Genomic DNA, 13,468 nt, shown 5'->3' on the forward strand with positions numbered 1-13,468 from the left:
AACGATCACAATCGATTCTTTTTCACTCGGGAGGACACCATGGACGGGTCGCGTAATCACCGATGGTGGGCACTGGGAGGCCTGCTCATCGCGGTACTGACGGTCGGATTCGACATCACGATCATGAACGTGGCCCTGCCCACGATCGCCACCGAACTACAGGCCGACACCGCGCAGCTGCAGTGGATGGTCAACGCCTACGTGCTGGTCCTGGCCGGGCTGATGCTGGTGTGCGGAGCCCTGGGCGACCGGTACGGCCGAAAACGGCTACTGCTGGTCGGGCTGGCACTGTTCGCGGCCCCCTCCGCAGCCGCAGCATGGGCCGATACCGCAGGACTGGTGATCGCGGCGCGGGCGGTGATGGGTGTCGGGGCGGCGATCCTGCTGCCGGTCGTGTTCGCCGTGCTGCCAGTGCTTTTCCCACCCCACGAACGCGGCCGGGCGGTATCGCTGACGGTGATGGGCGTCGGAATCGGTATCCCGCTGGGCCCGATCCTGGGTGGCTGGTTGCTCGACCACTTCTGGTGGGGATCGATCTTCCTGATCAACGTGCCCATGGCGGTACTCGCCATGGCCGCCCTTGCGGTGCTCTTGCCCGAATCCAAGGACTCGACACCGCGGCGGCCCGACCTGCTCGGCGCGGGGCTGTCCACTGCCGGTTTGCTCGGCCTGGCCTACGGGCTGATCGAGGCCCCCGGACGTGGCTGGAGCGATCCGATCGTGGTCACGGCACTGATCGCCGGGATCGTGCTGCTGGCCGGGTTCATCGTATGGGAACGACGAGCACGTGACCCGATGATCGCATTGGGCCTGTTCGGGCAGCGCCGCTTCCTCGGCGGCAGCCTCGCCGGAGCCCTGGTCACCTTCGGCATGCTGGGCCTGCTGTTCGTAATCCCGCAATACCTGCAACTTGTCGGCGGCAACGACGCGTTCGGCACCGGGTTGCGGCTGCTGCCGATGATCGTCGGGCTGGTCCTGGGCGCACCGCTGGGCGAGCGAGCCGCCGCGGCCCTCGGCTACCGGGTGCCGGTGCCCGCCGGACTGGTAATTCTCGCTGCCGCGCTGGCCATCGGCGCGAGCACCGGCATCGCCACCGGGTACGGCTTCGTCGCCGCCTGGCTCGCCGCGGCCGGGTTCGGCATCGGCCTGGCGCTCTCACCGGCCATGGACGCCGTGCTCGCCGACCTGCCGCCCGAACACGCCGGGTCGGGCACCGCGATCACCATGACCCTGCGCCAAGTCGGCGGGGTGCTCGGCGTCGCGCTACTGGGAAGCGTGCTCGCCCAGGGCTACACCGACCGACTCGATGTCACCGCGCTGCCAGCTCCCGCCGCCGACGCCGCCCGCGAGTCCCTCGCCGCCGGCCTCGCCGTCGCCGCGCGACTGGGCCGCCCCGAGCTCGCCGACGCCGCCCACCTGGCCTATCTGCACGGTATGAGCCTGGTCCTGCTCACGACCGCGGCGGTCGCCGTCCTGTCTGCTGTCGTGGTCGCCGTGGTCCTGCCCCGACGACCCGCATCCGACACCGCACAGGCCAGCCGCGCCTCGGCGGCCGGCTGAACACACTCACCGACCCGGGCCCCGCTCCCACGACAGAAAGAGTCGAACATGCGCATGAGCGAATTGGTGGAGTCGGTCGGCTCCACCACGCCCCCACAGCCGGTCTCGCTGCTGCATCGTTGGGGGGTGGCGATGGCCCGTCACCGGCGCCCGGTCCTGATCGGATGGGCGATCGTGCTGGTGGTGTGCGCGCTGGCCTACCCCGCCCTCGAAAGCCGCCTGACCGGCATGGATTTCACCGTACCCGGGTCGGAATCGGCGCACGTGGACCAGATCATGGCCGCCCACTTTCCCCAGTTCGGTGCCGAACAGGACGTGATCGTGTTCGACTCCCCGGACAGTACGGTCGACAGCCCGGAGTTCCGGAGCACGGTCGAACGCACCATCGCTGCGGTGCATCAGATTCCGGGTGTGCGCGGCGTGATCGACCCCTACAGCGGACTCGGCCAGATCGCCCCGAACAACCGGGTGGCCATCGCACTGGTCGGCATCGACGGCGACATGGCCCAACGCGCCGCCATCGCCAAGGACCTGCAACAAGCGATCACCGCCACCGACACCGGCGGGATCAACGCTGCGATGACCGGGTACTCCCCGGTCCAAAACGACGTCACCGACATCCAGAAGTCCGATATGACGCGCGCGGAGATGATCGGTATCCCGGTGGCGCTGATCCTGCTCGTCCTCGCACTCGGCGCCCTGGTCGCCGCGCTCGTCCCGGTAGCGGTGGCCTTGGCAGGGCTGCTGCTCGCCGCCGGAGCCATGTTCGCCCTGACCGGCGTCACATCCTTCGACGCCCTGGTCTCGGCGATGGCGACCATGATCGGGGTCGGCGTCGGGATCGACTACGCCATGTTCATCGTCAGCCGCTTCCGCGAAGAACTCGCCCACACCGGTGTGACCGGCCGCGACCAGCACACCGCAATCGCTGACGCGGCCGGCCGGGCATTGGGCACCGCCGGGAAGACCGTCCTCGCCTCCGGCGTCATCGTCATGATCTCACTGTGCTCGCTGATCATCATCGACGCCCCGGTCTTTCGCGGCATCACCCTCGGCGTCGCACTCGCGGTCATCGCCACACTCCTGGTCGGGCTGACCCTGTTGCCCGCGCTGCTGGCCGAACTCGGACCCGCCGTCAACCGCGGGGCGTTGCCCGCACGGTGGCGGCCCGCCGAAACCCTCGGCGACAATCGCTTCACCACCAGCGCATGGGCGCGATGGGCGCGCACGGTGATGCGACGACCAATCATCTTCGGTGGTGTCGCCGTAGCGATCCTGGCGCTGGCGGCCGCGCCGCTACTCGGCATCCGCTACGGCCTGGACATGGGCACCAGCGCGCTCGCAGACACCCCCTCCGGCCGCGCCAACACCGCCCTGACCGCCAACTTCCCCGCTGGAGCGCTGGCACCGGTCGACCTTGTGGCCACCTCCGTCGATGACGGGCCCCTGACACCGGCCCAGACCGCCCGGGTCGGGCAGTACCTGGCCGAGATCGGTCGCGATGACCGCGTCGAGGCCGTCTTGCCACCACAGCTTGCCGACGGACGCCTGCTGGCCGCCGTGGTGCCCGCCGTCGCGTTCGACTCCGCCGAGGCCGACGCCCTGGTGCGCGACCTACGCGACACATCTGTCGGATACGCAAGCGCCGACGGTCCGGTCATCCGCGTCGGCGGCCCCACCGCCGAATTCGTCGACTTGTCCGAGGAGATGAACCGCAAACTGCCCTTCGTCGTCGCCGGGGTACTCGCCGCCTCGCTGGTGTTCTTGCTGGCCGCTTTCCGCAGCATCGCCCTGCCGGTCAAAGCGATCCTGATGAACCTGCTCGCCACCGGCGCCGCCCTCGGCATCACGGTCGCGGTATTCCAATGGGGTATCGGCGAAACTGTCCTCGGCTTCACCAGCACCGGCTTCCTGCAGGTGTATCTGCCCACCGTCGTGTTCGCCGTGCTGTTCGGGCTGTCGATGGACTACGAGGTCTTCCTCATCCGCCGCATGCGCGAATACTGGGACACCACAGGCGACAACACCCACGCCGTAGCCGCCGGTATCACCCACACCGCCCGCCCCATCACCGCCGCCGCGGCCATCATGATCGCAGTCTTCGGCAGCTTCATCACCGCCGACGTCCTCGAACTCAAACAAATCGGTTTCGCCCTGGCCCTGGCCGTCGCAATCGACGCGATCCTCGTCCGCCTGATCCTCGTCCCCGCCCTGATGCGGCTGTTCGGTCGCTGGAACTGGTGGCTTCCTACCCGCAGGCCCGTGAATCGCATTTGATGGCTCGTCGGGGCCGTTCGACCATCAAGAGGGGCCTGACACAGTCGTGAGGTAGCCACAGCACAGTTCCGGCTACCTCACGACAGGCCGTCACGAAGATTCACATCCGTGATGGAAGTTACTAAAGTGGCTGGTGGTGTGGGCGGTGTCCCGCATGGAGTTCTCAAGCTGTTCGTAGGTCGACCTGCTGAGAAGGAATGGCTACATGCCGGATCACCGCCCGAAAAAGTCGTACCTGCTGCCGGTGGTCGTGACGCTGGCCGTCGCCGCGCCGTTCGCGGCCCTTGCGCCCGGGGACCGAAGCGACCACCCAGCAACGTTGCGCAATCATACGGCCACACCTGTCCAGCTGGCCGAGGTCGGTCTCGCCGCCACCGCCGAGGTCGTCGTTCCCGTGCGCGATCTCACCGGCCTGGACCTGCCCGACCTCCGCGAGCTACCCATGCCCGCGTCGATCCCCCTACCGATCCCATTACCGCTCCCACCGGACATATCACTGCCTGACCAGAACGCTGGCGCACCTTCGGCGTCCGGCACCGTGCCCGGCGACCCGGGGCCAGGATCTATCGCAGACCCGACAGACAACACCCCAGAGGCAGCGCCGGTACCCGCTGACCAGGCCGACCGGTTCGGTGCACCGGTCAGAGAAATCACGCGCGACGAACCTTTCAGCATGGTCGCGCTCACCGCTGCTGACCTGCAGGCCACCACCGCTAAGATCAGAGCTCGCCACGCCGACGGTAGCTGGGGACCCTGGTACGACGTCGAACCCGGCGAATCCCGACGCCGCGACCACACACCGGAGACCAAAACCGGCAGCATGCCCGTCTACGTCGGCCACACCAACGCCATCCAGATCCTGCTCACACCGCCACCAGGCGCCACCGAGCCCATAGCCAGCGCACCGGCCGGTCCCGACCAGTCCCCGCAGCCGGGACCGGTCGCGCCACCATATGCTGCCGATCCGCTCCAGCTCTCGGACATCTCGGCGGTATTGATGGACCCGGGCCACGCCCCCAGTGACGCCACCCTCACCGCCACAGCCATCGCAGCCCCCCACGGCACGAGCCCCAAGGTCATCACCCGCCAGCAGTGGGGTGCCGACGAATCGCTGCGCTGCGAAGACCCCACCTACGACGACATGCTCGGCGGCATCGTCGTCCACCACACCGCCGGCAGCAACGACTACACCCGCGAAGAATCCGCGGGCATAGTCCGCGCCATCTACACCTACCACGCCCAAACCCTCGGCTGGTGCGACATCGGCTACAACGCCCTGGTCGACAAATACGGACAAGTCTTCGAAGGCCGCTTCGGCGGACTCGACCGCCCCGTCCAAGGCGCCCACACCGGCGGATTCAACGAAAACACCTCCGGTATCGCGTTGATGGGCAACCACGAATCCGAAGCGCCCACCGACGCAGGCATCCAAGCCCTCGGCACATTCATCGGCTGGCGCGCCCGCATCGCCGGCCTGGACCCCCTCGGCCACACCACCATGTACTCCGAGGGCACCGAATTCACCGACTACGCACTCGGCGAAGCCGTTGAGCTGCCGGTCGTGTTCGCCCACCGCGACGTCGGCAACACCACCTGCTCCGGCGACGCCGCCTACGCCCTCATGGACCGCATCCGCACCATCGCCGCCGACACCCACACCCCCGCACCAACGAACCAGGCCCCCAACGACAGCCGATACGACACCGGCACCCCACCCCCAGACACCACCCCACAGGCCGAGTCCGGCCTCAGCACGCTCGCCGCCCTGACCGCCCACCTGCTGGGCATGGTCGACAACAACGACATCGCCCGCCACTGGTCCAGCGAAGGCGGAGCCGACGGGCCCCTCGGCGCCGCCATCTCCCCACCACTGCCCACCCGCGACGGCCAGCAATACGTCCGCTTCGTCCACGGCCACGCCTACACCGCCCCCGGCAATCACGTCTACGAAATCACCCCACCCTTCCTCGACCACTACCTCCAGCTCGGCGGACACAACGGACCATTGGGCCTGCCGCTCAGCAACGCCTACCCAACACCCGAAGGCCAACGCATCGACTTCCAGCACGGAACCCTCGTCCACAACGACACCGGCGACATCGCCACCACCGTAGGTCCCCGATGAGGCATCACGCCGCGGCATCCAGCCACCCGACCATCCCGTGACGATCGCCGATACCACGCTCCACCGCCGGCCCTGTCGGGAAAAGGATGTCGCGCGCCCGCATTCGACACCGGTCTGTGGCGACGATTTCCACGAATACACCGGCCTCACCGAACAGTATTCCGACGGGCACACCCTCATCGAGCAGATCTGCGACTACGCGCCGACCTCGGATGGCTGACCTCACTGCGATGCCCAGGTCATATCGGGAGTACCACCGCGGTGACGAATTCGTTGCGCAACCAGCCGATGAAAAGTGCCCAGGCGCCGCTGATCAGGGCTGCGCCCACCAAGACGAGCATGACTCCGCCAGCGATCTGGATCGTCCGGGCGTGCCGACGCAACCAGCCGATTCCACGCAGTGCTTTCGCAGAGCCGAAGCCGAGGACGATGAACGGCAATCCGAGTCCGAGGCAGTAGGCGATGATCAGCACCACGCCCCGTGCGGCAGTCGTACCTCCGGTTCCCGCAGCGACCGAGAGCACCCCGGCGAGTGTAGGTCCCAGACACGGGGTCCAACCCAACCCGAACACTCCGCCCAGCAGCGGCGCTCCCGCGAGCGAGGAAACCCGCATCGGGGCGGGGCGGGTGTCTTTCTGCAATGCCGGGATGAACCCGACGAACACCAGCCCCATCACGATCGTGATCACCCCACCGATCCGCTGGAGCAAGCCCTCGTGGAGTCGCAGCACTCCGATCACGCCGAACACGGAGGCGGTGGCCAAGACGAAGACCACGGTGAAACCGGCGACGAACAACGCTGCCGCCCCTGCGACCCGCCACCGGTCTCCGAAGGAGTCCCGCTCACATGAGGGGACGTTCGGAGCGGTACTGGCGCCGGAGACACCAGCGAGATAAGACAGATAACCGGGTACCAGTGGCACCACACATGGTGAGGCGAACGAGACCAGACCGGCAAGCATGCAGGCGGCGAGCGCCAGTAATAGCGGCCCGGTCGCGGCGGCGGTCTGGAAACTGGCACCGAGTCCCTGAGCGAGTGCCGTCATTGTTCCGCCGCCACGCGTTCGATCACCGGTTGCAGATCCTCGGCCAGCAGGGCACGCAGGAATACCGCTGCCACCCGGTGCTGTCGATCCAGGATCAGAGTGGAGGGGATGACGCTGGTGGGATAGCCGCCGCCGAGTGCGATCAGCGTACGCATCGAGGGGTCATAGATCGACGGATAGCCGACCTTGTAGGAGATGACGAAATCCTGCGCTTTTTCACGCTGGAGGTCGCGGACATTTATCCCCAGAAACTGAACTCCCATGTTTTTCGTGGCCGCATATACGCGTTCGAGGTCGTCGGCCTCCGCGCGGCATGGCCCACACCATTGGCCCCACAGGTTGATCACCACAACCTGCCCGGCGTAGTCGGCTACCGACACCGTCTTGTCCTCGGCCATGAGATCGGGCCCCGACAGGATCCCGATCTTGCCGCGACTGGCCGGCGGGTCGTAGAAAATATCGGTCTGCCCACCCGGTGATACGAACTCGAATGTACCGCCACCGGTGGCGACCGAATCCGAACCGGAAGCGCAACCGGACACAGCGATCACCAAGCATGCACACAACGCGAGCACGGTGCCCCATCGGGGTTGCCGAAGACGTGTGCGAATCGACTGTGGAGGTACTCGGCCGCCAGGCTGCTGGATCATCGGGTCACCTCACTGATCGCGGCACGAACCTGAGAGGGATCGCCGAACACAGCCGGTGTGGTGATACGCGTGACCGAACCATCCGGCTGGACAAGGAAACTCAGCGGCAACACCGCGGGCGCGGACAACGCCCTTCGTACATCACCGGTATCGATGAACGACGCATATCCGACGCCCAGACCGGTCAACAGCCCGAGGGCAGCGACAGGGTCGTCTTGCACGTTGATCCCCACCACACGGACCGAATCGGGCTCGTTCGCGTACGCATCGAGCGCAGGGATCTCTTCCCGGCATGGCCCGCACCACGACGCCCACAAATTGATCAGGGTCGGCTTCCCGCTCAGCGCGGCTGCCAGATCGACCGATGCCGCCGATCCCAGGCACCGCACCGGGGCGCCACGCAGGGGCGCCTCAGCGGGTGGCGGCGCAGCGGGAGTAGGGCACGGCCTCAGGCGCTCAGCGCCTGCAAGGCCGGCCTCGGGAGCATCCATGAGAGTGGCTGCACTCGACGTCACACCCGGTTCCGGAGACTGGGTCCCGGACGAGGTCGACTGCGGCCAGACCGCCACGAGCAGCGCCCCGATCACGACTACGGCAATGACCAGCCATCGAGACGCAGACCGCACGGGTGATTCCTTCTTCGCGGTTGGGCAGGAGCAACGACCAATCTACTACACATCGTAGTAGTACGCTCCTGCCGCCCCTTGTCGCTGTGGTCTACATCGGACAGCCGCGCTGCGCCTTCACTGCACGCCGCGCACCTTCAGGCCTCGATGCCATCTGCTCAAACGCTGCCCCACGGAAAAACCACGTCTACCTGCCCGCAGCGGGTGGACCGCCCCGCCCGGCCGGACCCTCGTCAGCCGAGCGCGGCGTCGAGGGCCTCGGCGAGATCTTCGTAGCTGTTCGCGGTAACCATTTCGTCATTGACAAAGAAGGTGGGGGTGCCTTGCACACCCAGGGCGATACCGTCGTCGAAGTCGCTGCGTACTCGATCCAGGGTGGCAGGGTCGTTGTAGGCGGCGTCGTAGGCAGCCGGGTCGAGTCCGAGGTCGGCAGCGAAGCCGCGGAAGACCTCGTCTGCGGGGACACGTTGCTCTCCCCATCCGGCCTGCGTCTCGTACATGCGCTGATACATCTGCTCGAAACGGCCCTGTTGGGCAGCAGCTTCCACCGACCGCGCGGCGCGTTCGGCGTTGAAATGTGAGGGAATCGGGAAGTAACGCACCACAAAACTGACGCGGTCACCGTATTCTTCGCGCAGCCGCTCGACCAGCGGATAGGCCGCCCGGCAGGCTTCGCATTCGAAGTCGAGGAACTCGACCAGCGTCACCCGGCCGTCTGGGGCGGTCGATAGCCGATGACTGTCCGGGCGCACGGCCGACACCGGCGCGGCACTCGACTCACGATCAGGCCTCGCGCCCTCGTCGTCGCGGGCGGCGGTGACAAGTACCGCGGTCACGACTACTACGAACACGGCGGCGATCGTGGTCAGGATCCGCAGTTTGCGCCGGGAGCGCACCGGAGAAGTCATGGCGTCACATTCCAGCTGAAGAGGACAAAACGGATAGCACGCCCACACGGTACCCGCACTGGCTCGACCGCCCAATCGGGGCAGTGGTGACTCGGCGGCCATTTCATCGGACAGGTCCACGAATTCGGCGGTGCTGCCACCGATGCGGATTTCGGTTCCCGCCTCGGAAATCGGTGGCGGCGCCAGCGAGAAGGTCACGGATGAGGTTGGTGACATCTTTTGTCACCTTGCCCGGCTGACCTGGTGTTCGTGGAACCCCGGGTGCCACCGGGATCCGGCGGACCGGTCGGGCCGGCGGCGGCGTTGTCCACGCCGGCGCGCTGAGCCCGACAGGACATCCACCGCGGGTGCGCGACAACCTTTTCTGACAAGCCCCACGCCCGAGCGTGGTCGTCGCCGTGACCGGCGGCGGTCACTGCCGGATCGGTCGTTTGCGACCCACGCTGGGCAGGAATCGGCCCACTCGGGCCGTGTAGTCGGTGTAGGAACTGCCGTGGACCTGGTGCAGGTAGGGTTCTTCGACTGCGCGGACCTGCGCCTGCACACCTGTCAGCAGCAGCGCGTAGCCGGCGACCGCGACCGGGTTGGGCACCATCAGCGCCAGCCCGGCGAAGGTGACGAGCATGGCGGTGAAGATCGGGTTGCGCATGTAGGCGAACACCCCGGTGGTGACCAAGTGGGTGTGTTCGGTGTCGTCGACGCCGATGCGCCACGAGGTGCCCATCGCCAGCTGCGCGGCGAAGGTCGCCGCCACACCCGCCACGGCCACGACCACACCGGTGACAGTGACGGCGACCCGGTCGGCGAGCGGGATCGGCGCCAGCCCGGCCAGGTCGGCCAGCGGTCCGGCCAGGCCGGTGATCAGGCCACCGGTGACGAATCCCCAGTGCGCCCACCACTGCACCGATCCGGGTGTCGGGCGGAACTGCCGGATTCCGGTGTCGCCGGTGCGGCGGCGCTGGATCAAAACCCGTGCGCCTCCGGCTACCAGCGCGAACATCGCGAATACGAGGAGTGCGGCGATGGCCATCACCGTTCACCCCGCCCGCTCGTGTCGGTCTGCGCGGTTGCTGCTCGTCCATCCATCATCGGTATCGCTTTCTCTCGATGGGATCGCCGAAACACGATTGATCCCGGATTTCACGCTATCATCGTCTTATGGCGATGAGTAGTGGTGATGGATGCCTGGCCGGTGTGGAAGGCCTGGATCCGGCGGTGGCGTTGTTCCACAGCCTCTCCGACGGCACACGGTTGGCGATCGTGCATCGGCTGGCCGCCGGTGAGGCGCGGGTGTCGGATCTGATGGCCGGCTTGGGGTTGGCGCAGTCCACGGTGTCGGCGCACGTGGCCTGCCTGCGCGACTGCGGTCTCGTTGTAGGCCGTCCGCAGGGCAGGCAGGTGTTCTACAGCCTGGCCCGCCCGGAGTTGATGGACCTGCTGGCCTCCGCCGAGACGCTGCTGGCCGCGACCGGGAACGCGGTGGCGTTGTGCCCGAACTACGGCACCGACTCCACCCCTGCGGATACGAATGCGGAGGTGCGGGCATGAGTGACGCGTGTGGCTGCGGCGACGACGAACCCCCCGGCAACGGTGACGCGGAGGAACGCGAACCCGAAAAGCTCTGGGAGGTCGGCGAACTGCGTGCGGCCGCAGTGGCCGGGGTGCTGCTGGTCGCGGCGCTTGTCGTCGGCTGGAACGGCGGCCCGCACCCGGTCGAACTGGGCCTGGAGATCGCCGCCCTGGCCGTCGGCGCCTACACCTTCGTCCCGTCCACGCTGAAACGTTTGGCGAAGGGCAAGATCGGGGTCGGGACGCTGATGACGATCGCCGCGATCGGTGCGGTGATCCTCGGCGAGGTCGGCGAAGCCGCGATGCTGGCGCTCCTGTTCTCCATCAGCGAAGGCCTGGAAGAGTACGCGGTCGCCCGCACCCGCCGCGGCCTACGCGCCCTGCTGAACCTGGTACCCGACCGGGCCACCGTGCTGCGCGACGGCACCGAAACCGTCGTCGCACCGTCCGAATTGCGGATCGGGGACCGGATGCTGGTCCGCCCCGGCGAGCGGCTGGCCACCGACGGTGTGATCACCGAAGGCCGCAGCGCGCTGGATGTTTCGGCGATCACCGGCGAATCCGTGCCGGTGGAAGCCGGGCCGGGTGCGGAGGTGTTCGCCGGGTCGATCAACGGCACCGGCGCCCTGACCGTGGAGGCCACCACGACCGCTGAGGACAACTCCCTGGCCCGGATCGTTCGGATCGTGGAAGCCGAGCAGGCCCGCAAGGGCGAAGCCCAGCGCCTCGCGGACAAGATCGCCAAACCACTGGTCCCCGGGATCATGGTCGCCGCGGCCGCGATCGCGGTGATCGGTGCGGTGTTCGGGGATCCGGTGGTGTGGATCGAACGGGCGCTGGTGGTGCTGGTCGCGGCGTCGCCGTGTGCGCTGGCGATCTCGGTGCCGGTCACCGTCGTCGCGGCGATCGGTGCGGCGAGCAAGCTGGGTGTGCTGGTCAAGGGCGGCGCCGCCCTGGAAGCGATGGGCAAAGTCCGCCAAGTCGCACTAGACAAGACCGGAACCCTGACCGCGAACAACCCCGCCGTCGTCGAGATCGCCGCGGTCGACGGCGTCGAGCGGGAGCGGGTGCTGGCGGTCGCGGCCGCGCTGGAATCGCGCAGCGAGCACCCCCTCGCCCGGGCGATCCTCGCCACCGCCGGCACCGTCACCCCGGCCACCGAGGTCGAAGCCGTGACCGGCGCCGGTCTCACCGGCCTCATCGACGGCCGCCCGGTGCGGTTGGGCCGTCCGGGCTGGATCGAGGCCGGGCCACTTGCGGCGGACGTGGAACGCATGCAGCACGCCGGTGCGACCGCGGTCCTGATCGAAGACGATTCCCGGGTGACCGGGGCGATCGCGGTCCGCGACGAACTGCGCCCCGAAGCCCGCGAGGTCATCGCACGCCTGCACGCCGGCGGAGCGCGGGTGTCGATGCTGACCGGCGACAACACCCGCACCGCCCAGGCCCTGGCCACCGAGGCCGGGATCGATACCGTGCATGCGGATCTGCGGCCGGAGGACAAGGCTCGTATCGTCGGCGAGCTTCGGCAGGGTCGGTTTACCGCGATGGTTGGGGACGGCGTCAACGATGCCCCTGCCCTGGCGACCGCGGATCTGGGGATCGCGATGGGTGCGATGGGCACCGATGTGGCCATCGAAACCGCCGATGTCGCGTTGATGGGTGAAGACCTGCGGCATCTGCCGCGTGCGCTGGATCATGCGCGTCGGGCTCGGTCGATCATGTTGCAGAACGTGGGCTTGTCGCTGGCGTTGATCACCGTGCTGATCCCGCTGGCATTATTCGGTGTTCTCGGGTTGGCGGCGGTGGTGCTGGTGCACGAGCTCGCCGAGATCGTCGTCATCGCCAACGGCGTCCGCGCCGGCCGCACCACACCCCTTCCCCCGGCACCGAGCCCGGCGGCGAAAACCGCACCCGCGCTCGCCGGATCACCGTCATGACCACCGCCACCGCGTCACCGGCCAGCCCTGCCGTGGCGCGGTGGCGTGGCGGGGTGATGTTCACACCGGGGTTGATGGCGTTCACCGGCCGCATCGGGGACGCCGCCGCCCACGCGCACGCCGCGGTGCAGGTACTGTTCGTCGCCCACGGCGCACTCACCCTCACCGACACCGCCGGCCGCACCGCGGCCGCCGGTGCGGCGATCATCCCGCCCGGCGTCAGCCACCAGGTCAGCGCCGAACCCGGCACCACCGGATTCATCGCGTTCCTCGATCCCGACAGCACCACCGCGCACGCCGCGGTCTCACGGCTGCGCGGTCTGCCCGCTGATCAGGCCGACAGCTGGGTGGCCGCCGCCCGACCGTGCCCACCGATGCCGCCGGTCGTCGCGGTGCGGCGGCGAGCGCATCCGGTGGTGGCCGACGCGCTGCGGGCTGCGGCCGAGTGGCCGGGCGGTCCACCCACCCTGGGTGAACTCGCTGCCCGGGTGGGGATCTCGGGCAGCCGTCTGTCGCATGTGTTCACCGCACAGGTTGGTTTGCCGTATGCAGCGTGGCGGCGCTGGACCCGCCTGCACCAGGCATTCGGTGTCGTGCGCGCCGGTGGTTCGCTGACCGAGGCCGCCCACAGCGCCGGGTTCGCCGACAGCGCACACCTCACCCGCACCTGCCGCGAACTGATCGGCATCACCCCCACCGAAGCGCTGATCGCCACCGGCTGGCGCCCCGAACCCGCGGACCACACGAAAGTCGGCTGATTTCTTCAA

12 protein-coding genes are annotated in these 13,468 nt (G+C 68.0%); 7 read left to right on the forward strand and 5 right to left on the reverse strand.

The annotated features are described in order from the left end of the window. Nucleotides 1–39 precede the first annotated feature (39 nt). The 4 genes from M8859_RS03635 (at nucleotide 40) to M8859_RS03650 (ending at nucleotide 6,182) form a co-directional block, all read left to right on the forward strand. Nucleotides 40–1,560, forward strand: a complete 1,521-nt coding sequence (locus M8859_RS03635; protein ID WP_249643814.1) for a DHA2 family efflux MFS transporter permease subunit — start codon at nucleotides 40–42, stop codon at nucleotides 1,558–1,560. A 54-nt stretch (nucleotides 1,561–1,614) separates the two neighbouring features. Next, nucleotides 1,615–3,837 carry an MMPL family transporter gene (locus M8859_RS03640; protein ID WP_249643815.1) on the forward strand — a complete coding sequence of 741 codons (2,223 nt, stop codon included), beginning with the start codon at nucleotides 1,615–1,617 and terminating at the stop codon, nucleotides 3,835–3,837. A gap of 205 nt (nucleotides 3,838–4,042) precedes the next feature. Then, nucleotides 4,043–5,962: an N-acetylmuramoyl-L-alanine amidase gene (locus M8859_RS03645; RefSeq protein ID WP_249643816.1), complete on the forward strand. Its 1,920-nt coding sequence runs from the start codon at nucleotides 4,043–4,045 to the stop codon at nucleotides 5,960–5,962. 37 nt (nucleotides 5,963–5,999) lie between these two features. Next, nucleotides 6,000–6,182 (forward strand): hypothetical protein, encoded by a 183-nt coding sequence (locus M8859_RS03650; RefSeq protein WP_249643817.1) that lies wholly within the window; start codon nucleotides 6,000–6,002, stop codon nucleotides 6,180–6,182. Between the two features lie 19 nt (nucleotides 6,183–6,201). Here M8859_RS03650 and M8859_RS03655 read toward each other — a convergent pair whose 3' ends face one another. The 5 genes from M8859_RS03655 to M8859_RS03675 form a co-directional block, all read right to left on the reverse strand. Further along, nucleotides 6,202–7,008: a cytochrome c biogenesis CcdA family protein gene (locus tag M8859_RS03655; RefSeq protein WP_249643818.1), complete on the reverse strand. Its 807-nt coding sequence runs from the start codon at nucleotides 7,006–7,008 to the stop codon at nucleotides 6,202–6,204. Next, nucleotides 7,005–7,658 carry a TlpA disulfide reductase family protein gene (locus M8859_RS03660; RefSeq protein WP_372492840.1) on the reverse strand — a complete coding sequence of 218 codons (654 nt, stop codon included), beginning with the start codon at nucleotides 7,656–7,658 and terminating at the stop codon, nucleotides 7,005–7,007. Before M8859_RS03660 ends, M8859_RS03655 begins: the two co-directional genes overlap by 4 nt. After that, on the reverse strand, nucleotides 7,655–8,149 hold the full coding sequence (locus M8859_RS03665; RefSeq protein ID WP_308221161.1) for a TlpA family protein disulfide reductase: 495 nt from the start codon (nucleotides 8,147–8,149) through the stop codon (nucleotides 7,655–7,657). The genes M8859_RS03660 and M8859_RS03665 overlap by 4 nt, the downstream gene beginning before the upstream one ends. Nucleotides 8,150–8,517: 368 nt before the next feature. Continuing rightward, complete coding sequence (locus M8859_RS03670) at nucleotides 8,518–9,192, reverse strand: DsbA family protein (protein ID WP_249643910.1); 675 nt, start codon at nucleotides 9,190–9,192, stop codon at nucleotides 8,518–8,520. A gap of 412 nt (nucleotides 9,193–9,604) precedes the next feature. Next, complete coding sequence (locus tag M8859_RS03675; RefSeq protein WP_249643821.1) at nucleotides 9,605–10,222, reverse strand: methyltransferase family protein; 618 nt, start codon at nucleotides 10,220–10,222, stop codon at nucleotides 9,605–9,607. 128 nt (nucleotides 10,223–10,350) lie between these two features. Between M8859_RS03675 and M8859_RS03680 the strand changes: the two genes are divergently transcribed. From M8859_RS03680 to M8859_RS03690, 3 genes are read left to right on the forward strand one after another with little or no spacing between them, the layout of a single operon-like run. Continuing rightward, nucleotides 10,351–10,740 (forward strand): ArsR/SmtB family transcription factor, encoded by a 390-nt coding sequence (locus tag M8859_RS03680; RefSeq protein ID WP_249643822.1) that lies wholly within the window; start codon nucleotides 10,351–10,353, stop codon nucleotides 10,738–10,740. Further along, nucleotides 10,737–12,701 (forward strand): heavy metal translocating P-type ATPase, encoded by a 1,965-nt coding sequence (locus M8859_RS03685; protein ID WP_249643823.1) that lies wholly within the window; start codon nucleotides 10,737–10,739, stop codon nucleotides 12,699–12,701. The genes M8859_RS03680 and M8859_RS03685 overlap by 4 nt, the downstream gene beginning before the upstream one ends. Next, nucleotides 12,698–13,459 carry a helix-turn-helix transcriptional regulator gene (locus tag M8859_RS03690; protein ID WP_249643824.1) on the forward strand — a complete coding sequence of 254 codons (762 nt, stop codon included), beginning with the start codon at nucleotides 12,698–12,700 and terminating at the stop codon, nucleotides 13,457–13,459. Before M8859_RS03685 ends, M8859_RS03690 begins: the two co-directional genes overlap by 4 nt. The last annotated feature ends 9 nt before the right edge of the window (nucleotides 13,460–13,468 follow it).

It is taken from the genome of Nocardia sputi (genome assembly GCF_023501985.1).

Excerpts from the sequence above, each read along its gene's own strand:
- M8859_RS03670 (WP_249643910.1), bottom strand. The coding sequence starts at position 9,192 with ATGACTTCTCCGGTGCGCTCCCGGCGCAAACTGCGGATCCTGACCACG.
- M8859_RS03635 (WP_249643814.1), top strand. The coding sequence starts at position 40 with ATGGACGGGTCGCGTAATCACCGATGGTGGGCACTGGGAGGCCTGCTC.
- M8859_RS03655 (WP_249643818.1), bottom strand. The coding sequence starts at position 7,008 with ATGACGGCACTCGCTCAGGGACTCGGTGCCAGTTTCCAGACCGCCGCC.
- M8859_RS03690 (WP_249643824.1), top strand. The coding sequence starts at position 12,698 with ATGACCACCGCCACCGCGTCACCGGCCAGCCCTGCCGTGGCGCGGTGG.
- M8859_RS03665 (WP_308221161.1), bottom strand. The coding sequence starts at position 8,149 with ATGGATGCTCCCGAGGCCGGCCTTGCAGGCGCTGAGCGCCTGAGGCCG.
- M8859_RS03660 (WP_372492840.1), bottom strand. The coding sequence starts at position 7,658 with ATGATCCAGCAGCCTGGCGGCCGAGTACCTCCACAGTCGATTCGCACA.
- M8859_RS03645 (WP_249643816.1), top strand. The coding sequence starts at position 4,043 with ATGCCGGATCACCGCCCGAAAAAGTCGTACCTGCTGCCGGTGGTCGTG.
- M8859_RS03675 (WP_249643821.1), bottom strand. The coding sequence starts at position 10,222 with ATGGCCATCGCCGCACTCCTCGTATTCGCGATGTTCGCGCTGGTAGCC.
- M8859_RS03680 (WP_249643822.1), top strand. The coding sequence starts at position 10,351 with ATGGCGATGAGTAGTGGTGATGGATGCCTGGCCGGTGTGGAAGGCCTG.
- M8859_RS03640 (WP_249643815.1), top strand. The coding sequence starts at position 1,615 with ATGAGCGAATTGGTGGAGTCGGTCGGCTCCACCACGCCCCCACAGCCG.
- M8859_RS03685 (WP_249643823.1), top strand. The coding sequence starts at position 10,737 with ATGAGTGACGCGTGTGGCTGCGGCGACGACGAACCCCCCGGCAACGGT.